The 19,312-nt window shown below is 65.3% G+C and carries 18 protein-coding genes; 10 read left to right on the plus strand and 8 right to left on the minus strand.

Annotation, left to right across the window (positions count from 1 at the left end; genetic code table 11):
• Positions 1–9 precede the first annotated feature (9 nt).
• The 6 genes from FJT57_RS01130 to FJT57_RS01155 all read left to right on the plus strand — a co-directional run bounded on the left by FJT57_RS01130 (position 10) and on the right by FJT57_RS01155 (position 4,021).
• Entirely contained in the window at positions 10–633 is a 624-nt protein-coding gene (locus FJT57_RS01130; protein WP_144900972.1) for a CDP-alcohol phosphatidyltransferase family protein, read from the plus strand.
• 246 nt (positions 634–879) lie between these two features.
• Positions 880–1,098, plus strand: coding sequence for a zinc ribbon domain-containing protein (locus tag FJT57_RS01135; protein WP_144900973.1), 219 nt, complete (start codon positions 880–882; stop codon positions 1,096–1,098).
• Positions 1,098–1,346 carry a hypothetical protein gene (locus FJT57_RS01140; RefSeq protein ID WP_144900974.1) on the plus strand — a complete coding sequence of 83 codons (249 nt, stop codon included), beginning with the start codon at positions 1,098–1,100 and terminating at the stop codon, positions 1,344–1,346. Before FJT57_RS01135 ends, FJT57_RS01140 begins: the two co-directional genes overlap by 1 nt.
• A gap of 594 nt (positions 1,347–1,940) precedes the next feature.
• Positions 1,941–2,483, plus strand: coding sequence for a multiprotein bridging factor aMBF1 (locus tag FJT57_RS01145; protein ID WP_144900975.1), 543 nt, complete (start codon positions 1,941–1,943; stop codon positions 2,481–2,483).
• A 118-nt stretch (positions 2,484–2,601) separates the two neighbouring features.
• The gene (tpiA, locus tag FJT57_RS01150) at positions 2,602–3,246 is read left to right on the plus strand and encodes a triose-phosphate isomerase (RefSeq protein WP_144900976.1); all 645 of its coding nucleotides are present in this window, start codon (positions 2,602–2,604) and stop codon (positions 3,244–3,246) included.
• A 22-nt stretch (positions 3,247–3,268) separates the two neighbouring features.
• Complete coding sequence (locus FJT57_RS01155) at positions 3,269–4,021, plus strand: DICT sensory domain-containing protein (RefSeq protein WP_144900977.1); 753 nt, start codon at positions 3,269–3,271, stop codon at positions 4,019–4,021.
• A gap of 86 nt (positions 4,022–4,107) precedes the next feature.
• Here FJT57_RS01155 and FJT57_RS01160 read toward each other — a convergent pair whose 3' ends face one another.
• From FJT57_RS01160 to aroC, 6 genes are all read right to left on the minus strand, one after another.
• Positions 4,108–5,874 carry an ATP-binding protein gene (locus FJT57_RS01160; RefSeq protein ID WP_144900978.1) on the minus strand — a complete coding sequence of 589 codons (1,767 nt, stop codon included), beginning with the start codon at positions 5,872–5,874 and terminating at the stop codon, positions 4,108–4,110.
• 350 nt (positions 5,875–6,224) lie between these two features.
• Entirely contained in the window at positions 6,225–7,589 is a 1,365-nt protein-coding gene (locus FJT57_RS01165; protein WP_144900979.1) for a DNA polymerase Y family protein, read from the minus strand.
• Between the two features lie 175 nt (positions 7,590–7,764).
• Positions 7,765–8,193, minus strand: coding sequence for an HTH-type transcriptional regulator LrpA1 (gene lrpA1, locus FJT57_RS01170; protein WP_144900980.1), 429 nt, complete (start codon positions 8,191–8,193; stop codon positions 7,765–7,767).
• A gap of 142 nt (positions 8,194–8,335) precedes the next feature.
• Positions 8,336–9,271, minus strand: a complete 936-nt coding sequence (locus FJT57_RS01175; protein WP_144900981.1) for a thiamine pyrophosphate-dependent enzyme — start codon at positions 9,269–9,271, stop codon at positions 8,336–8,338.
• A gap of 2 nt (positions 9,272–9,273) precedes the next feature.
• Entirely contained in the window at positions 9,274–11,169 is a 1,896-nt protein-coding gene (locus FJT57_RS01180; protein ID WP_144900982.1) for a 2-oxoacid:acceptor oxidoreductase subunit alpha, read from the minus strand.
• Positions 11,170–11,536: 367 nt separating this feature from the next.
• Complete coding sequence (gene aroC / locus FJT57_RS01185; RefSeq protein WP_144900983.1) at positions 11,537–12,688, minus strand: chorismate synthase; 1,152 nt, start codon at positions 12,686–12,688, stop codon at positions 11,537–11,539.
• A gap of 218 nt (positions 12,689–12,906) precedes the next feature.
• Between aroC and FJT57_RS01190 the strand changes: the two genes are divergently transcribed.
• Positions 12,907–13,371 (plus strand): pyridoxamine 5'-phosphate oxidase family protein, encoded by a 465-nt coding sequence (locus FJT57_RS01190; protein ID WP_144900984.1) that lies wholly within the window; start codon positions 12,907–12,909, stop codon positions 13,369–13,371.
• Positions 13,372–13,527: 156 nt separating this feature from the next.
• Here the strand turns inward: FJT57_RS01190 and aroA are convergent, their stop codons facing one another.
• Both aroA and FJT57_RS01200 read right to left on the minus strand, forming a co-directional pair.
• Positions 13,528–14,829: a 3-phosphoshikimate 1-carboxyvinyltransferase gene (gene aroA, locus FJT57_RS01195; RefSeq protein ID WP_144900985.1), complete on the minus strand. Its 1,302-nt coding sequence runs from the start codon at positions 14,827–14,829 to the stop codon at positions 13,528–13,530.
• 89 nt (positions 14,830–14,918) lie between these two features.
• Positions 14,919–16,067 carry a PGF-CTERM-anchored ABC transporter substrate-binding protein gene (locus FJT57_RS01200; RefSeq protein ID WP_144900986.1) on the minus strand — a complete coding sequence of 383 codons (1,149 nt, stop codon included), beginning with the start codon at positions 16,065–16,067 and terminating at the stop codon, positions 14,919–14,921.
• 58 nt (positions 16,068–16,125) lie between these two features.
• On the opposite strand from FJT57_RS01200, the gene btuC reads away from it, so the two are divergent.
• From btuC to FJT57_RS16820, 3 genes are all read left to right on the plus strand, one after another.
• Complete coding sequence (gene btuC / locus FJT57_RS01205) at positions 16,126–17,145, plus strand: vitamin B12 ABC transporter permease BtuC (protein WP_144900987.1); 1,020 nt, start codon at positions 16,126–16,128, stop codon at positions 17,143–17,145.
• A 50-nt stretch (positions 17,146–17,195) separates the two neighbouring features.
• Complete coding sequence (locus FJT57_RS01210) at positions 17,196–18,548, plus strand: ATP-binding cassette domain-containing protein (protein WP_144902472.1); 1,353 nt, start codon at positions 17,196–17,198, stop codon at positions 18,546–18,548.
• 180 nt (positions 18,549–18,728) lie between these two features.
• The coding region (locus tag FJT57_RS16820; RefSeq protein ID WP_275264639.1) for a transcription initiation factor IIB at positions 18,729–19,312 on the plus strand (584 nt) is incomplete at its 3' end.

Raw genomic sequence — 19,312 nt, forward strand, 5'->3', positions numbered from 1 at the left:
GGAGCACAGATGACCCTAGATCAGTACCGCGACCTCGCGGACCGGCTGCTCGGCCCGTTCGTCGCCGCCGCGGACCGGTTGGGACTGACCCCCGACGGCGTCAGCCTCGTCGCGTTCGGCTTCGCGGTCGCCGCCGGAGTCGTCTTCGCCCTCGCGACCCCGTTGTGGTACGCGCTCGGCGCGCTATTCGTTCTCAGCAACGGCTGGCTCGACCTCGTCGACGGCGCGCTCGCGCGGGCGCAGGGTATCGAGAGCGACGGCGGCGACCTCCTCGACCACGTCCTGGATCGCTACGCCGACATCGCGATACTCGTCGGTCTGGCGGCCGGGATCGACGCCTACGCCCTCGGTCTCGCGGCGGTGACGGGGGTTCTGATGACGTCGTATCTCGGGACGCAGATCCAAGCGGTCGGGCTCGGACGGGCCTACGGCGGCCTCGTCGGTCGCGCGGACCGCCTCGCCATCATCGGAATTGTGGCGCTGGCCGCCGGCGTCACGCTCGCCGTCGGGTCCCTTCCCAGGTACCCGTTCGGGCTATCGCTCGTCGGGTGGCTCCTCGTCTTCTTCGCCGTAGTCGGACACCTCACGGCGCTCCAGCGCTTCTGGGGCGCGTGGTCGGACTTGTCGGCGTAGCGGGGGGTCTGAAGATGGCTCTCGGCGGGCAAGATGTGGCTGACAGTCGACACACGCTCGCGGCGACGGTCCCGCAGATCCGTCGTCGTCGCTATCCCCACGTCGACGTGCCGAGCAACCGCATCCCGACGCGGGGCCGTTCTCAGGTCACGGCGTGGCTGGCCGCTCCTTCCGATATAAGTCCTCGCCGACAGTGCGAGCCGACACGGGAGAAAATTGATAGGGTCCACTCGATTGACAGTACGTATGGTCCCCCAACCAGACGACGATCGCGGTTGTCCGAAGTGCGGTCACACCGAAACCGACGTCGGGACGATCTCGACGACCGGCGGCGGCCTCTCGAAGATGTTCGACATCCAGACGAACAGCTTCAAGGTCGTCTCGTGTGAGAACTGCGGCTACTCGGAGCTCTACCGAGACACCACCTCCGGAACCAGCGACATCGTCGACGTCTTCCTCGGCTGATGGCCGACGGCGCGCTCTTCCTCGTCGTCCTGCTGTTCGCCGTCGCGGCTCCGCTGGTCCTCTACGCTCTCGTGCGAGCGGAGCACGACCAGCGGGAGACGATGGATCGGCGCGACGCCGAGCGAGCGGCGCGGCGAGACTCCGAAGAAACCACGCCGCGGGAATTCGGGATGGCGGCGCGGAAGGATCTTGACGACGAAGGCGTGGACGACGATGCAGACGGCGACGCCGACACCCGCTACCGCTGACGGACTGCGGAGGTCCCAAAATTCCCCGGCGAATCGCGGACATCGATGATCGAGTCGATGCCGACGCGGAGGCAGTTTCTCGAATGTCGCGGAGCGGCCGGACTCCCCTGGCTCGCGGGCTGTAGCACGAAGGCACCGAGAGGGGTGCTGACATCACGTCGAACGAGACCGACACCTCCGCGGCGGATCGGAGACGCGAGTCGTCGACGACTCGCGGGTCCGGACGGGCGGCGACATCCTGCTTTCGGTCGACGACGAGACGACACACACGACGGAAGATCTCAGCAGTTACTCCACTGGAAACGCGGCCGAGAGACATCGTCGACGTAACCGTTCGAAGAGACGGGTACGTCCCAACTGTCGAAGTCAAACTCGGGATGCGACCGATGGAGTAGGTCTTCGGGACTGTCACGTCTCGTGACCACCGTCTCTCTCGACGATCACCTCTCTTGACCGTCGCCCCTCTCGACCACCGTCTCTCTCTCGACCATCACTCCTCTCGGAAAAGCGTCGCTTGCCGCTACTCGAATAGAGCGCGGGTGCCGCGTTGCCCGCGGCGTGTGCTTTATATCGCCCCCTCGACTACGACGGAGTATGCCCCAGTGCGAGATGTGCGGCAGTGAGCGGCCGTCCCTCACGACGGTCAAGGTCGAGGGGGCCGAACTCGAACTGTGCGACGACTGCAAGGAGTTCGGCACCGAGGTCCGCACTGAATCGAGTTCCTCTCAGTCGACGAAGTACTCGACGTCGAGCACCTCGAAATCGTCCGGATCGAGTGGCGGCTCGAGCGGATCGGCTTCCGCCGGAAGCGGTTCCTCGGGCGGCTCCACTCGCCGACGCCGCGATATGTTCGACAATATGGACGAGATCGCCGCCGACTACGACCGGCGCATTCGCGAGGCGCGCGAAGGCCTCAGTCTGAGTCAGGAGGATCTCGCACAGTCGCTCAACGAGAAGGCGAGCCTGATCCGAAAGCTGGAGCGCGGTGACATTCTCCCCTCCGACGACGTCCAGCAGAAACTCGAGCGGAAGCTGGAAATTTCGCTCGTCGAGGGCGGCGAAACCGACGACAGCGACTGGTCCGGCGGGTCGTCGACGACGACGACGCTCGGCGACGTCGTGAAACGAAAGGACTGAAAGACCGAAGGCTGATTTTCGCCCGGTTTCGGGCGTCGGCTCCGCTACTGCGATCTCGGCGAATCGCCCGTGTGAATCAAGAGCAACCTATTTTGGGCCGTGGCGCACACGAGGAGACGTGTTCATCCTGGTCAATCTCAAGGCCTACCCGTGTGACCCGATCGAGGTCGCGACTGCCGCCCGAGACGTGTCCGACGCATCCGGAGTCACCGTCGCGGTTTCCCCGCAGGCGGCCGACATCACTCGGGTCGCCGACACCGGCGTCGAGACGTGGGCGCAACACGTGGACCCCAACGGTCACGGGAGCCACACCGGCAGCACGCTCGCCGAATCCGTCGCGGAGGCGGGCGCGGTCGGGACCCTCATCAACCACTCCGAAAAGCGGCTGAAACTCGCCGACATCGACGCAGCCGTTCGATCTGCGGAGCGCGCTGGGCTCGAAACGTGCGTCTGCGCGAACAACCCCACACAGATCGGGGCCGCCGCGGCGCTCGGTCCCGACAGCGTCGCCGTCGAGCCCCCCGAGCTGATCGGCGGTAACGTCTCCGTGGCGACGGCTGACCCCGGTATCGTCGAGGACGCGGTCGATGCGGCCGCGGCAGTCGATACGGACGTCGCGGTGTACTGCGGGGCGGGAATCTCTTCGGGAGACGACGTCGCCACCGCGGGCGAGTTGGGTGCGACGGGGATCCTCCTCGCCTCCGGCGTCGCCAAGGCTGACGATCCGCGCGCCGCACTGGAATCACTCGTCGAACCGCTCTGAGAACGAGACACACAGATTCCGTATGACCCTCCGACGATTCTTCGACGACGTGTCCGATCCCGGCCGCTCGCTAGTCGTGCTGAATCGGACCTCGCCCGATCCGATTCAGCGGATGCTGGGAAATCTCTTCGAGCACCAACCGGTCCCGATCGAAGAGGTCGCGCTTCCGGACGGGAGTGAGGACCTTGTGGTGGTCGTCGAAGACGGCTCGATTATCGCGCAATCTCCGCTCGAAGAGCTGCATAACGCAATATTGCTGATCAACTCGGATCTGTTCATCACCGGCGCGCGCGACCTTGCCGAGATCGAACTGCCGGACGCGTTGAAGCGGCTCGACGATGTGCCGTTTACGCTCCGCGGATATCCCGCGTCTCACTCGGAGAAGCTACTGTTGATTCTGCTGTCTCGCTACATCGAACGAACGGCCTGGGAGCGGGGCGAGGGAACGCTCCGCGCGTCCTTTCAGGAGCTCTCCCGAATCGAGGACGAGGTCGGAACGAACAGGATCTATCGGACGTTGGATACCACTGCCGTCGACGTTCACGTCTACGGAGCACCCGGGTGGGAACCGCCTCGGGACTCGGATATCACGACTCACGCCGGATACAGCACGGATTTCCTGAAGTCGTGGTTCGTCGTCTATACGTCGCCGGGTGAGACGGAGGATATCGGCCTGCTGGCGCTCGAAGAGGCGCCCAACAGATGGTCCGGGTTCTGGACGTACGACCAGTCCTTGATCGAAGGTATCAACGAGTACGTGATGCGGAACCTGTGAGCGACTACACTGCGGTCGGATGACAGGGCGTGCGGATCAGTCTCGGCCGCACGGTCGCTATTCGATAGCAACGACAGAGACACAGATCACTCTGCGTTCTCGCTCCGCTCTTCTGACGTGAAAGCCTGTTTTGACACCTCTGAGTTCCCATCCGCGGATTCGTCCGTATCGGCTCCCGCGGCGGGGCGGAACGCGCCTTCGACGGCTTCGACGACCTCCCGAAGTTCGTCTTCGTCGAGACGGTCGGCGAACTCTCGGCGAACGAGCGTCGGGAGCGCGTACGCGTACCGGCCGCGACCGACGTGCTCGATGAATCCGGCACGTCGGAGGAGGCCGTTTCGGTTGTACGCGAGCTGCTTGTCGCCGATTTCACCGGCAGCGACGTGTGCGTCGACCGGATCACAGGCGTCGATCTCGCGGTAGAATGCGAGCATCCGCCTCGACGCGGGCGGGAGCGACGCGACGACGTCGCGGAGCCGCTCGATCACGTCGGCTCGCCCGGTCAACGCCGCCGTTCCCTCGTGGGCGCGTTCCGGGGGTACGTCGGCGTCACCCTCTCCGGAGTTACCATCGATCGAGTCGCCACCGACCGGACTGCCACCGAACCCGGGATAGGCCCCCGCCGCGGCGGCGGTGACGACCGTCTCTTCCTCGTCCTCAGCACCGTCAGTCGCCGCCCCGTCGGGGCGCTCTGCTTTACTCGCGTCCTCGGCAGCCGCGGCGTCGTACTGATCGAGCGCTACCTGCTGTTCTTCGGGGCGGCTCAAGTTGCGCCCGTCACCGCCTCGATACGGCGACTCGGCCGTCTGGAACATCGCCTGTGCGAACTGGTCTGCCATCTGTGAGAGGTCTCTGGCCTCTTCGAGCTCGCGTTCGAGCTGTCGGATCTTCGCCTCCTTCGTTTCGAGCTCCTGTCGGAGATCTGCGATCTCGCTCTCGCGTTGGGCCCGCTCGTCGGAGATCTCCTGTAACTCCGAGACGAGGTCGCCGTCGATCGACTTCAGATCCGGGCGTTGGAAGTCGTCGAGACCGGGCGTCGCTCCGGCGTCGAACGTCTGCTTTTTGTGGAACTTGACCCGGCGGAGCGAGTCCGACCAGTCGGTCACCAAAAACGCCTCCCCGTCGTCCATCTCCTCGATCGCGTCGGCGTACTCCGAGCCGAGGATCCGCCCGACGACCTTCGTGTCGTTGTTCCAGGTCAGCCGGTGCCAGACGAGCCAGTCGCACTGGGTGATGAAGTCCTTCTTCACGTCGGCCGGACGCTGCGAGATCCCGACGATTCCGAGCCCGTGCTTTCGGCCGCGCTTGCCGATCTTGATGAGCAGTTTCCCCGCTTCGGTCATTCCGCCGCCCTCAGGGATGTACTCGTGGCACTCCTCGATGAGCATCAAGAACGGCTTTTTCAGCTTCTTCTCCTTGGCGAACAGTCGCTTCGCCACCTCGGTCAGAAGCTCCTGGGCCTCGCTCTCCTCGAGGTATCCGGAGACGTCGAGGATGATCGGCACGTTCTGTTCGAGCGCCAAATGCGCGAGCTTCTCGGCGTGTTCGGCGCTGACGACGATGTCGCACTCCTCGTCCGCGCCCGCGTGCAGCAGCTCGAACTGCTCTTTGAGCCCGTAGTACTCGCCGTCGGTGTCGACGATGAGCACCGGAAAGTTGTTCGAGAGGAGGTTTTCGATGATCACCGACGCCGTGTTCGACTTCCCGGATCCGGACTTGCCGGTGATGAACCCCCGTCCGGTGAGGATGTCGACGACGGGCAGTTCGACTGTGGTGCCCCGCGCTCGCTCTCCGTCGCCACCCGGCCCGTCGCTGACGTTAGCGACGCTGATCGTCTCCGTATCCTCGGTCATCTATCGGGTGCTCTCCCCCGCAGGGCAATAGTTCCTTCCCCGTGACCGACGGACCGACCGGCGGCTCCACGGTTGCGGACCGTCGGTTCCGCGGTCGCCGATCGCCTACGACACTCTAGCTCGCCGAGAGTTTATATACGAACGGGCGGCCACACCCGCCGTGATCTGAAAGCGATCTCGCGTCGGGCCGCGGTTGCTCGGCACGCCGACGCGAGGGCCTCCCCCAACGAGAGTACGTTTGCAAGCCACCACTCGTACGCCCGCACGGCTTCGAACTCAGTTGTAAACACTACTACCGTCCGCTGTGCCGACTGCTCGCCCCCCTAACCGGTCAGCCGACTCGAATTCGGTCATTCGGTGCTGGCGTCCGGATCGAAGTCGTCTAGAGAGATCTGACCCCGTTCGGTGCGGGCTCGTGTGTCGGTGTCGCCGTCTCGTCGCACGCTCGCGCTTTCGGCCCTCGATTCGGATCCCCGCGAAGCAGCCGCGTCCGCGCTGTCCCACCCGTCGAGTCTGGCCTGTTCACCCGAGGCGAACGAGAGGTTCGAGACGCGAACGCCGAGCTTTCGAACCGCCACGTCGTCGAACTCCTCGAGGAGTTCGAGCGCCACCGACTCGACGAGGTCGGGGTCGTCGACCGGGCCCGACAGCGACCGCTCTCGGGTGTTGATCTCGTAGGGCGGGACGACGGCCTTGATGCCGATCGTTCGATACGTCGCGTCTCGGTCCCGCGCGCGGGCGGCGACGTCGTCTGCGAGCGCAGCGAGCGTCTCCTGTTTCGCCCCACTATCCGCCGTCGCCTCCGCGAACGCCGACTCCCGTGAGAGGCTCTTCGGACGACCCGTCGGCGTCACTTCGCGGTCGTCTGTCCCGCGAGCGCGCTCGTGCAACTCGACGCCTCGCGAACCGAACGTCGCTTGAAGGTCGGCCGGATCGGCGTCGGCGAGATCACCGGCGGTGTCGACGCCCATCTCCGAGAGTCGATCGACCGTCACCGGACCGACGCCGTGGATCGCGGCGACGGGAAGCGGTCTCAGGAACCCCCGTACGTCACCGGGTTCGACGACGACCAGCCCGTCGGGTTTGTCGTGATCGGACGCAATCTTCGCGGCGGACATATTCGGCGCGACGCCGACGCTGGCGGGGACGCCGACCTCGCGCGCGATCCGTTGTTTGACGTATCTGGCGTAGCCCTCCGCGAGCGTCCTGTCGTCGTCGGGGGTTCGCTGCCAGCCGGTGCGGTCGGTGACGTCCAGGTACGCTTCGTCGATGCTCACCTCGCGAACTACGTCAGCGCAGTCGTGCAGAATCTCCTTGACCGCCGACGCCACCGACCGGTAAAAGTCCAGGTCGACCGGCCGGTAGTGACCGACGTTCGTCGCCGTCGACGCGTCTGTCGCATCTGTCGCTGCCGATTCGCCTGTCCCGCCCGGCACACCCGGCTCAGCGTCGTCGCGAGCACGGGGGAGTCGATCGAGCGCCTGTGAGATCGGTTGGGCGCTCTCGACGCCGTGTTCGCGTGCTTCGTAGCTGGCGGTCGCCACAGCCCCGAACGTCTCACCGTCCTCGTATCCCATCCCGACGACGACGGGTTCGCCGCGGAGCGCTGGCTCCCGGAGCCGTTCACACGAGGCGTAAAAACAGTCCATATCCACGTGGAGAACGATCCGCGAGGGCGTTCCCGTCTCGACGCCCGGAAGGGTTTCCTCGCTCATCGTGATCTCGGATGTGGCGCGTCGATCGAACGGCGGGGTATCATCGCCGGGATATCATCGCCGCGGTTCGACTGTGCACCGATACGCGACCCTACGGAGAGGCATCACAATAGCGTTCCCAAAGCGGGCCGAAAGTGAAATTCCTCGACGGAACCGTCAGTGCTACTCCCGACCGTTATTTCAGCCGTTCCTGCAGGAATGACGGGTGCGCCGCGGTGATGCCGTCGATCTCCAGCAGCGTTTCGGCGATGACCTCGCCGAGGGCGTCGCCGTCGGAGGCGCGGACCTCCGCCATCAGCATGTGATCGCCCGAGGAGGTATACAGCGATTCGACGGAGTCGAGCGCTTTGAGTTCGCGTGTTGCCTCGACGTATCGCTCGGAGGCGACGTCCAATCCGACGAGCGCGATCGACGTCTCCGAGAGCTTCTTCGGATCGACGTCCGCGGAGTACCCGACGATAACGCCCTCCTCTTCCATCTGGCGGATGTACTTTCGGACGGTCGGCTTCGAGACCTCCGCGCGTTTCGCGATCTCCGCGTACGACGCCTGAGCGTCTTCCTCGAGGACGTCGAGAATGCGGCCCTCCGTCGAGGTAGCTTCCATAGCCGCTTCTTTCGCGTGGCAGAAAAAATACCTTCCGAATCCAAAAACCGAACTCACGACGACGAAACAACCTCTGAACGAGTGCGATCGCAGGGATTCAGCAGACCAACGGGTAGAAGTGGAGACGGATCCGCGAGCGCGCTTACTTGTGTTTGTCGAGGAACGTGTCGTAGACGCGCTCCCACTCGTAGCTGTCGTCGAAGTACCGCTCTGCGAGCGGTTCCTCCGGAATCTCGCCGATCTGTCGCTTCTCCTGCTGGTAGGACGGGCGGTCGTCGACGTAGTAGCGGCCGGTGAGGACGGTCCCCTCGTTGAGGACGTTCTCCGTCTCGAACATCATTTCGGACGCCTCGGACCGGTTCGTGTTGTCGAATTCGTAGTCCTCGGACTCGTTGACGTCGATGTAGGGGACGTACTGCTTCGCGTCCTTGTTCCAGGTCGGACACTGCGTGAGGAAGTCGATGTGGGAGAACCCGTCGTGTTCGACGGCCTCGACGATGATGTCTTTCGCCTGGTTGGGGTTGACAGCGGCGGTCCGGGCGATGTAGGACGCGCCAGCGTTCAGCGACATCGACAGCGGGCGGATCGGGTCCTTCGCGGAGCCGTGCGGTTGGGTCTTCGACTTGTGACCCTTCGGCGACGTCGGCGACGTCTGGCCCTTCGTCAGCCCGAAGATCTCGTTGTTGAACACGATGTACGTGATGTCGTGGTTCTCGCGGGCCGAGTGCATGAAGTGGTTGCCGCCGATCCCGTAGCCGTCGCCGTCGCCACCGGCGGCGATGACGGTCAGGCCGGGGTTGGCCAGTTTGGCCGCCCGAGCGATCGGGAGCGATCGCCCGTGGATCGTGTGGAAGCCGTAGCTGTCGAAGTAACTGTTCAGTTTGCCCGAGCAGCCGATGCCGGTACAGACCAGCATCTCCTCGGGGGAGAGGCCCAGTTCGGCGGCGGCTCCTTTCAGGGCCTTCAGGACCCCGAAGTCGCCGCAACCGGGGCACCACGTGGGCTGTGGTTCGACGCCGGGCGTGTACTCGTTACGGTCGTGTTCGGCGTGTTCGCCGATTGCACTGAATGCGCTCATACTTAATCACTCGCTGCGGGAACGAACTTGGTCTCGTGGCCGGGCAGCGTGCCGTCCTCGACGATACTGGTGACGAACCCGTCGACGATTTCATCGGGCTCGAAGGGGTTACCGTTGTACTTGAGGAGACTCGAGAGCTTCTCGCCGAAGCGACCGAGCTCCTTCTGCGTCAGGCCCCGGAACTGCGCCGACGCGTTCATCTCGATGACGAGCACCTCGTCGACGCTCTGGACGAACTCCGTGACCTCCTCGACCGGATAGGGGGCCATCTCGGAGACGCCGAGCATCTTCACCGAGTGGTCCCGGTCGTTGAGGCGGTCGACCGCCTCTTCGACGGTTCCCTGCTGGGAACCGAACGTCAGGATGCCGAATTCGGCGTCCTCTGGCCCGTAGTGGGTGTTCGTGTCCTCGTCGTTGTCGAGGTCGGCGCGGATGGCCTCCATTTTCTCCATCCGGCGGTTGACCTGATTGATGCGGTTATCCGGATCCTCAGAGATGTGCCCGGCGGGCATGTGCTCGTTGCCGGTCGCCAGGTAGCGACCGCCCTTTTGGCCGGGGACCGACCGCGGGCTCACGCCGTTTTCGCCCTCGTGTTGGAAGCGATTGTACTTCCCGGAGGGGTCGTGCGGCGCGTCTTCGAGTTCGGCCTCGGTGATGACCGATCCGATGTCCGGATTCGGTTCCTCATCGAAGACGCTGGCGGGAACGTTTCGGAGTTCGCCGCCGTTCTTCTGGTCGTAGAGGACGATCGCCGGAATCTGGTACTCGTAGGCGATCTGGAACGCCCGCCGCGTCTGCTTGTACGCCTCCTCGGCGTCCGAGGGAGCGAAGACGACGCGGTGGGAGTCACCCTGCGACGTGTAGAGGACGTGTTCGAGGTCGGCCTGTTCGGGCTTCGTCGGCATCCCGGTCGACGGACCGGCGCGCATCGCCTCGACGAGGACGACCGGCGTCTCGGTCATCTCCGCGAGTCCGAGCGGCTCCGACATCAGCGCGAAGCCGCCGCCGGAGGAGCCGGACATCGCCTTCACGCCCGCGTGGGAGGCACCGACCGCCAGCGCCGCCGCGGCGATCTCGTCTTCGACCTGTTCGGAGATCCCGCCGACCTCCGGGAGGTTCTGCGACATAATCGTGAAGACCTCCGTCCACGGCGTCATCGGATAGCCCGCGATGAAACGGCAGCCCTCGTCGAGCGCGCCGTAGGCGATGGCGTCGGAGCCCGAAATGAGCACCTGTTCTTCGTCGTGTTCGCCCTCCGGGACCGACACGTCGGGTGCGTCGGCGTCGAACTCCTCGCGGACGGTGTCGTACGCGTCGTCGAAGACCGACATATTCGGCTCGAAGACCTTCTCGGACATCGTGTCCTCCATCAGGCTCTTGATGACCTGGGGTTCGATGCCCGCGATGGCGCAGGTGACCGCGACACCGGCTGTGTTGCGCATCACTTCGCGGCCGTGTTCGCGAGCGATCGTCCGGAGGTCGATGTCGTAGACGTGCCAGCCGTTCTCCTCGACGCGTTCGTCGAAGTCGGGGATGTCGTCGGTGTCGAGCAGGCCGGAGTCGTAGACGATGACGCCGCCCTCGGCGAGTTCGTCCAGGTTCTCCGAGAGGGGTTTGACCTCCTCGTTCCCGTAGTATGCGTTCTCCTGTGGGTTCCGTGCGAAGGAGTCACCGAGCGCGAGCAGGAAGTTGTACCCGTCGCCACGCGACTTTACCGGGTCCGCCGACACGCGGACCTCCGTGTAGGTGTGACCACCACGGATGCGCGACGGATAGTGACGATGCGTGAATACGTGCAGACCCGCTCGCATCAGGGCCTTCGCGAAATTCTGGCTCGTCGAGGCGATCCCGTCTCCGGAACCACCCGCGATTCGCCAGATGAGTTCGTCGTCAGTCATATCTGAGCTCACGGCCCGAGTGGGCCACTACCGAAAACTTTCGGAAGGAGTCGATTAAAGCCTTTGCTATAAGTTACCAAGGAAAGATGATGAAGTTCCTATTATGCGTCCGTAATACATAGTATCTGCTAAATATACTGCCTAAATCGAATATTAATTTCTAAATAGTTGTAATACTTCAATCGATTGTCGCCCCAATTGATTGTACCATCATAACCGTATCGGCCGGACATCGACATCCCTCCGCGCATATCGGAGGGTTTTGGAATTCGTCCGATATAACCGCAAAAATCGCTACATAGCTCGTCCAGCGCGACCGACTCCTGCTTGTGCTGCAGCCGACTCGCTTGTCGATCTAGCCGATTCGTTATTTGTTCTGGGGGCTGGAAGGGTGGTAGTCCGTGTCGTATTCGCCCGGTTGATCGTCCAATCGATCGGGGTTGATCCGACCGCCCAGGAGCATGAAGTCGAGAATCGTAAGATTCAGCATCGCTTCGACGACGGGAACCGCACGGGGCGGCAGCACTGGGTCGTGACGACCGACCACTTGGATTTCCTTCTCTTCGCCGGTCTCCCAGTCGACCGTCTTCTGCTTTTTCGGGATCGACGTCGGCGCGTGCCACGTAATCTCTCCGTAGATCGGTTCGCCGGTCGTGATGCCGCCCTGCAGGCCGCCGTGTTTGTTGCCCTCGGGAACCGGATCGCCGTCGGAACTGAACTCCCAGTCCTCGTTTCTGTCCTTGCCGGTCCACTCGCGGGCTTCGCGACCCAGTCCGAACTCGAAGGCCGTCGTCGCCGGAATCGACATCATCGCCTGACCGAGCCGCGAGGGGAACGCGTCGAATCGCGGCGCGCCCAACCCGCGGGGGACGCCCTGCGCCTCGAAGTAGATCGAACCGCCGATGGAGTCGCCCTGCTCTTGGTACTCGTCGATCAGTTCGCGCATCTCCTCGGCAGTGTCGGGATCCGCACACCGCACCGGGTTCTCCTCCGTGTTTTCGAGCATCTGCTCGAAGGAGACTTCCGGCGCTTCGATGTCCCCGATCTGGTTCACGTGCGCTTTCACCCGGACGTCGCGCGTTTCGAGGACCTTTTTCGCGATCGCGCCCGCGGCGACCCAGTTCACCGTCTCGCGCGCGGAGGACCGCCCGCCGCCGCCCCAGTTGCGCGTCCCGAACTTCGCCGAGTACGTGAAGTCGCCGTGACTCGGGCGCGGGGCCGTCACGTACGGCTCGTACTTTCCGGAGCGCGCGTCCTTGTTCTCGATGACCATTCCGATCGGCGTCCCCGTCGTGTAGCCGTCTTGGACCCCGGAGTTGATCGATACGGCGTCGGGTTCGCCCCTCGACGTCGTGATCATCGACTGTCCCGGCTTTCGTCTGTCCAGTTCCGCCTGGACGTCGTCCTCGTCGAGTTCGAGTCCGGCCGGACAGCCCGAGACCGTCACGCCCATCGCGTCGCCGTGGCTCTCGCCGTAGGTGGTGACCTGGAAGAGCCGACCGAATCGGTTCCCGTTCATTACCTCGCCGTCGTGGTTCCGGGCATATATACGTTGCAGAAACGCGCAATCGAAGGGCTCGGCGCGGGAACGACTCTTCCGCTCCGCTATGGGCCACAGAAGTTCCGATCCCCCGCCGATCGGAGGGGTGTCAGCTATCCTCGATCGCAGGAACGACTTTCCCCACGTGCGACGTAGTTCTATGCCCGGTTCGCTCGGAATTGCCGCCCCGGGGCATTATGGAACACATCGAGTTCGCGTACACCTGCGGGATGGACGACGAAACGGTTCGGGAGCGGCTCGAAACGACCGAGACGGGCGTGTTGGCGCTCTCGAAAGGGAACGACAGCTACGCCATCCCACTGGCGCACTACTACGACGGCGAGGCGCTCTACTTCCGACTCGGCGTGACGGAGGAGAGCAGAAAGCGGGCGTTTCTGGACGCGACGGAGACGGCCACATTCGTCCTCTACGATACCGAACCCACCGCGGATCCGCAAGAGATCGACTCGTGGAGCATCATCATCGACGGCGGACTCAGCGAGATACCGAACGCGGAACACGACCGATTCGACACCGCCGAGATCAACCGTCAGTTCTCGCCGATCCGCGTCTTCGGCGAGGAGATCGACGAGATCGAGATCCGCATCTTCGAACTCGAAATCGAATCGATCGCGGGCCGAGAGACCGCTAACTCGCCGTGACGTGGCTGGGCGCACCATCGTTCCGCGCCCGCGCCCGGCCGTCGCGGTCGCACGCGTCGCCCTGATGACGTCGAGTGCCGGGACGGCGACGTCGAATACCTGGATAGTGCCGTCAAGCGCCCGACCCAGTTGTCGGTGCCGACACCCTTGCCCGAATCACTCGCTCCGCTCGACGTCAACGCCGAGAGAGGCCATCCGCTCGAAGAAGTCCGGGAACGACACGTCGACGTGCTCGCCGCCCCGGATCGTCGTCTCGCCGTCGGCGACGAGTCCCGCGACCGCGAGCGACATCACGATTCGGTGGTCGGCGCGGCCGTCGACGCGCGCGCCGACGAGGTCGCTCTCGCCGCCGTGGATCGTCAGCCGATCCCGCTCCTCGGTCACCGACGCGCCCATCGTTTCGAGTTCCTCGGCCATCGCGCGCACGCGATCGGTCTCCTTGTATCGGACGTGCTCGCAGTTCTCGATCACAGTGTCGCCGTCGGCGATCGCACCGAGCGCGGCGATCGTCGGGAGCAGATCGGGCGTGTCGCCGACGTCGACGGTCGTCCCCGACAACGTCCCCGATTCGACCGTGATCTCGCCCGCCTCCCGGTCCCAATCGATCGACGCGCCCATCGATTCGAGGATACCAACGATCGCGCTGTCGCCCTGGGCGCTCGGCCGCGCGCCCTCGACGACGACGGTCTCTCCCTCCGCGGCGGCGACCGCGCCCGCGGCGAGCAGGTACGACATCGACGAGAAGTCGCCGGGGACAGCGTACTCGCCGCCCGTCGGGTCGTACGACTGCCCGCCCGGGACCGAAAAACCCGCGTCCGTCCGTTCGACCTCCACGCCGAAGTCACGGAGGACTTCCAGCGTGATGTCGACGTACGGCGCGGACTTGAGTTCGGTCTCCAGTTCGATGTCGATCCCCTCGTCGGTCACCGCCCCGGCCATCAGGAGCGCGGTGATGTACTGCGAGGAGACGTCGCCGGGGATCGACACGCCGCCGCCGGGCGTGTCGCCGCCGACGACGAGCGGCGCTTGGCCGTTGCCTCGCGTCGATTCGGCGCGTCCCCCGAGCTGCTGAATCGCGTCGAGAAGCGGCCCCTGCGGGCGCGAGCGCAGCGAGTCGTCGCCGGTGAAGACGCAGAGGCCGTCGGCGAGCGCGCCGCAGGCGGTGACGAGCCGGGTCGTCGTCCCCGAGTTCGCGCAGTCGACCACGTCGTCGGGGACGTCCGGACGACCGCCGAACCCGGAGACGTCGATTCGGGAGTCGTCGTCGGCCCGCTCGACCGCTCCGCCGAAGGCCTCAACGGCCCGTATCGTCGCGCGGGTGTCCGCGCTCACGAGCGGGTCGGTGACGACGGCGTCGTGGCCGTAGCCTGCCGCGAGGATCGCGCGGTGCGTGTAGCTCTTCGACGGCGGCGCGCGCACGCGCCCTGCGACGCGCGACTGCGAGATGATGACGTCCATACGGGTCGTAGGCGGCGGGGACGGTATGATACTTGCTGTCTGCGGGGCCGCTCGAATCGCTATTGCTGTCTGTGGGACCGTCCGAACCGCTACCGGCGCGTCGCGAGCATCGCGGCGGCCGCGAGTGCAAGGAGGCCCGCCACCGCGCCGAAGCCGGGTGACTCCGTCGATGACGTCGCGGGCGACTCCTCCGGAGACGATTCCGGTTCTGCCGTCGACGTCGTCTGATCGCTCGCTGTCGTCGATTCATCCTCCTGCATCGATCGATACTCCGCGTACGCCTCGGGGTGCACCGCTTCGAGAATTTGCTCGGCGGCCTGCACCGACCGCGGTGCGGGCTGCTGGAGTAAGTTCGTCTCGATGCGGACGATTTTATCCTCTTGGACGGCGGTCGTGCTCTCGTAGGCCGCAGTGTCGGGAACGGAGCTGCCGGTGGGCACGATAATCCAGTCGGGATTCATCTCCACAACGGCCTCGTCGTTGATCTGTTGGAAGCCCGAGATTCCCGCGTCGGCAGCGCCGTTTTCGAGTCCGCCCGTCCGCATCAGTTCGCCGATGAACGTGTCCTCACCGGAGGTGTATCCGTAAAAGACGTTCAGCCCGACCGGCCGCTCGGCGTCTTCGAGCGCGCGTTCCATCTGTTCGACCGACCGGCGGATGTCGTCAGCGCGCGCGGTTCCCGCCTCGCAGTTGCCGGTGAGTCGACCGACTCGCTCGGTCTTCTCGGCCACGTATTCCAGCGACGTCGGCTCTGCGAACACGTAAACCGGGATCCCTTGGGCGCGGATCTGCTCGACGCGCTCGGCCGACGCGCCGTAGGAGCTGTTCGGCACCAACACCAGATCGGGCGTTGCGTTCAACACGCGCTCGACGTCCGGACCGCTCGCCCCGGAGACGTTCGCCTTCTCGTCCGCGCCGTCGAGGTAGCTCGCGTACTGGGAGACGCCGACGACCTCGTCTTCGGCACCGATCTCCCACATCGTCTGCGCGGCGCTCGGGTTGAGCGTCACGATCCGCTCGGGATCGGACGTGAGGTTCACCTGGGAACCGGTGGCGTCGGTCTCGGTGTACGGGAACTCGCAGGTCGCCGCCTGTGAGTCCTGGCCGTGGCCGTGGTCCCCGTAAATCGACTCTGTGGAAATCGTTCTATCGGACGCCGTCGCGGCTCCGACGCCGACCGCCGGACCGGCCGCGGCGACGACGAGGAGCATCGCGAAGACGAGTGCGCTGCGTTGCATAGCGTGCCCTGATCGCTAATGCAATAAGTATTTGGCTAATCCAACTATGCTTGTTACCGTGACCGTCAGAACGCGTGCCGTCGCGTGGTCGATCGCGCTCCTCGGAGCGCTCGCAGCCGTTATCGTCGCGAGCGCGGGGATCGGCTCGGTGTCGATCCCGCCGGAGACGGTCGCGAGGGTGTTGCTCTCTGCGGACCCGCTTCCGTTCGCGTTCGACGTCGGCCGAACGCATCGGATCATCGTCCTCGACGTCCGGCTTCCCCGGATCGTGCTGGCGGCGTTCGTCGGCTTCGCGCTCGCGACCGCGGGAACGGTGATGCAGGGCTTCTTCCGCAACCCGATGGCCGATCCGTCGATCGTCGGCGTCTCCTCCGGCGCGGCCGTCGGGGCCGTCGCGACGATCGTGCTTCCCTTCGCGTTCCCCTTCGGCCTCGAACTGCAGGGGGCGGCGTTCGTCTCCGCGGTTCTCACCGCCTTCGCCGTCTACCTCATCGCCACTGAGGGCGGACGGACGCCGACCGCGACGCTGCTTCTCGCGGGGGTCGCCGTGCAGACGTTCCTGGGGGCGATCATCTCGCTTCTGCTACTCTACAGCGGGCAGAGCATCCGACGCGTGGTCTACTGGCTGATGGGCCACCTCGGCGGGACGACGTGGGCGGAGGTGCGGGTGATCGCGCTGGTCCTGCCGCCGCTGTTCCTCCTCCTGCTCGTCTACGCCCGGGACCTGAACGTCCTGCTGCTCGGCGAGGAAGACGCCCACGCGCTCGGCATCGAAGTCGAGCGGACCAAGCGGCTGCTCCTCGCCGCGTCGAGCGTCGTCACCGCGGCCGCCGTGGCCGTGACGGGCGTGATCGGCTTCGTCGGGCTGATCGTCCCGCACGGGATGCGGCTCCTCGTCGGCCCCGACCATCGGATTCTGCTGCCGACGAGCGCGCTCGCGGGAGCCTCGTTTCTCGTCGCCACCGACACGTTGGCCCGCTCCGGCGCGGCCGAGATCCCCGTCGGGATCGTGACTGCGGCGCTCGGCGCGCCGTTTTTCCTCTATCTCCTCCGCTCGCGGGAGGTGACGGGACTGTGAGGGAGTCGAAACCCGAGGCGGACGCGTGCCCCGCTGCGACGGACACCGCTGTGGACGCGTCCCCCGCTGCGACCGACGGTCCACCAGTCCAGACTGACGACCCCCTCGTCGAAATCGACGGCCTCCGGGTCGGTTTCGGCGAGACGACGGTCCTCGATGGCGTCGAGGCCGCAGTCGATCGGGGCTCGTTCGTCGGACTCGTCGGACCCAACGGCGCGGGCAAGACGACGCTGCTGCGGACGATCAACGGGACGCTCGCTCCCGAGGCGGGGAGCGTCGCAGTCGACGGACGGAGAGTGCACGACCTCTCCTCGAAAGCCGCCAGCCGCCTCGTCGCGACAGTCCCGCAGGACACGAGCGTCGCGTTCGAGTTCGACGTCCGGGCGGTCGTCGAGATGGGGCGGAATCCGCACCGCTCTCGCTTCGGTGGCTGGCGCAAATCCGACACCGACGCCGTCGAACGAGCCTTCGAGTGGACCGATACCCGACAGTTCGCCGAGCGCGACGTTTCGACGCTTTCGGGCGGTGAGCGCCAGCGCGTCCTCCTCGCGCGAGCCCTCGCACAGGGGAGCCCGCTGTTACTCCTAGACGAGCCGACCGCCAGCCTCGACATCAACCATCAGGTCCGCACGCTCGAACTGGTGCGATCGCTCGTCTCGCGCGGAAAGACCGCCATCGCGGCGATTCACGATCTGAACCTCGCCGCGCAGTACTGCGACGAACTGCTGCTGCTCGCGGGCGGCGCGGTCGCCGCGCACGGACCGCCGGAGTCGGTGCTGACCGAGCGCGCCCTCGGAAACGCCTTCGACGCGAACGCGGTCGTCTCGCGTCACCCGGTCACCGGCTCGGTGTACGTCACCGCGCTACCGGAGGGACGCCGTCCCGATCCCGATGCGTCGGCCGGTCGCGTCCACGTCGTCGGGGGCGGGGGAACCGCGGCCAGATACCTCTACGTCCTCGACGCCGCTGGCTACGACGTCTCCGCGGGTGCGCTGAATGTGGGCGACACCGACGCGGAGGCCGCCCGAAGTCTGGCGCTGGACGTCGTGACCGTCGACCCCTTCGCTGGCGTCGGTGACGACGCCCGAACCGCCGTCGACGAGCGGATCGATGAAGCGGACTGCGTCCTCGTCGCGGACGTGGAAGTGGGCGCGGGGAACCTCCCGAACCTCAGGGCGGCGACGCGTGCGGACCGCCTCGTCCTCGTGGAGAGTCGCCCCTTCGAGGAGCGAAACTACGTCGGCGCGGATGCGAGGGCGGTCTACGACTCGCTTCGAGCGCGAGCCCGGGTGGTCGAACCGCGAGAGGTTCCGAGCGCCGTCGCTGCCGCCGTCGAAGACGGCCCCCCCGCGATCGATCATCCCTGTGATGGCGCCGACAATCACTCAGATATCCGTCACTAACCCGTCCACGTGTGACACTACCACACAGGGGAGAGCGGGCAGCGGGAGGGATCGACCGCATCGATCTATCGGATCGGTATTGTGTTCGCACACGGCCGACACATTTTTTAGGCGCGCCTACAACTATGGTAATGAGAACGAGGCGGTGGTTCGGTTCTCACCGTCCTCACGTAACACAAAATGAGTGACGCCCTTCACACTCGCACGCGAGAGCGCACCGAGCGGCGACGCACGTGGCGCGATCACGACGGCGAGAACGAAACGACGACGAACGACGCCGAAGAGCGCGAGGAGCCCTCGGAAGACGAAACCCTTCACTGCCCGGAGTGCGGCTCGACCGACCTCAAGACCGACGACGAACGCGGTGAAACCGTCTGTGGTGACTGCGGGCTCGTCGTTGACGAGGACTCGATCGACCGCGGGCCGGAGTGGCGCGCCTTCGACAGCGCAGAGCGCGACAAGAAGTCCCGTGTCGGCGCGCCGACGACGAACCTGATGCACGACAAGGGCCTGTCGACGAACATCGGCTGGCAGAACAAAGACGCCTACGGCAACTCCCTGTCGTCTACGCAGCGCCAGAAGATGCAGCGGCTGCGCACGTGGAACGAGCGCTTTAGGACCAGAGACTCGAAAGAGCGCAACCTCAAGCAGGCCCTCGGCGAGATCGACCGGATGGCCTCGGCGCTCGGCCTCCCCGAGAACGTTCGAGAGACCGCGTCGGTCATCTATCGCCGCGCGCTCGACGAGGATCTGCTCCCCGGTCG

It is taken from the genome of Halobellus captivus, from assembly GCF_007655485.1.
Lineage (GTDB): Archaea > Halobacteriota > Halobacteria > Halobacteriales > Haloferacaceae > Haloquadratum > Haloquadratum captivum.

Coding starts and splice junctions, on each gene's coding strand:
- FJT57_RS01140 (WP_144900974.1), top strand. CDS start 1,098: ATGGCCGACGGCGCGCTCTTCCTCGTCGTCCTGCTGTTCGCCGTCGCG.
- aroA (WP_144900985.1), bottom strand. CDS start 14,829: ATGGACGTCATCATCTCGCAGTCGCGCGTCGCAGGGCGCGTGCGCGCG.
- FJT57_RS01155 (WP_144900977.1), top strand. CDS start 3,269: ATGACCCTCCGACGATTCTTCGACGACGTGTCCGATCCCGGCCGCTCG.
- FJT57_RS01135 (WP_144900973.1), top strand. CDS start 880: ATGGTCCCCCAACCAGACGACGATCGCGGTTGTCCGAAGTGCGGTCAC.
- FJT57_RS01130 (WP_144900972.1), top strand. CDS start 10: ATGACCCTAGATCAGTACCGCGACCTCGCGGACCGGCTGCTCGGCCCG.
- FJT57_RS01180 (WP_144900982.1), bottom strand. CDS start 11,169: ATGACTGACGACGAACTCATCTGGCGAATCGCGGGTGGTTCCGGAGAC.
- lrpA1 (WP_144900980.1), bottom strand. CDS start 8,193: ATGGAAGCTACCTCGACGGAGGGCCGCATTCTCGACGTCCTCGAGGAA.
- aroC (WP_144900983.1), bottom strand. CDS start 12,688: ATGAACGGGAACCGATTCGGTCGGCTCTTCCAGGTCACCACCTACGGC.
- FJT57_RS01160 (WP_144900978.1), bottom strand. CDS start 5,874: ATGACCGAGGATACGGAGACGATCAGCGTCGCTAACGTCAGCGACGGG.
- FJT57_RS01190 (WP_144900984.1), top strand. CDS start 12,907: ATGGAACACATCGAGTTCGCGTACACCTGCGGGATGGACGACGAAACG.
- FJT57_RS01175 (WP_144900981.1), bottom strand. CDS start 9,271: ATGAGCGCATTCAGTGCAATCGGCGAACACGCCGAACACGACCGTAAC.
- FJT57_RS01165 (WP_144900979.1), bottom strand. CDS start 7,589: ATGAGCGAGGAAACCCTTCCGGGCGTCGAGACGGGAACGCCCTCGCGG.
- FJT57_RS01200 (WP_144900986.1), bottom strand. CDS start 16,067: ATGCAACGCAGCGCACTCGTCTTCGCGATGCTCCTCGTCGTCGCCGCG.
- FJT57_RS01145 (WP_144900975.1), top strand. CDS start 1,941: ATGCCCCAGTGCGAGATGTGCGGCAGTGAGCGGCCGTCCCTCACGACG.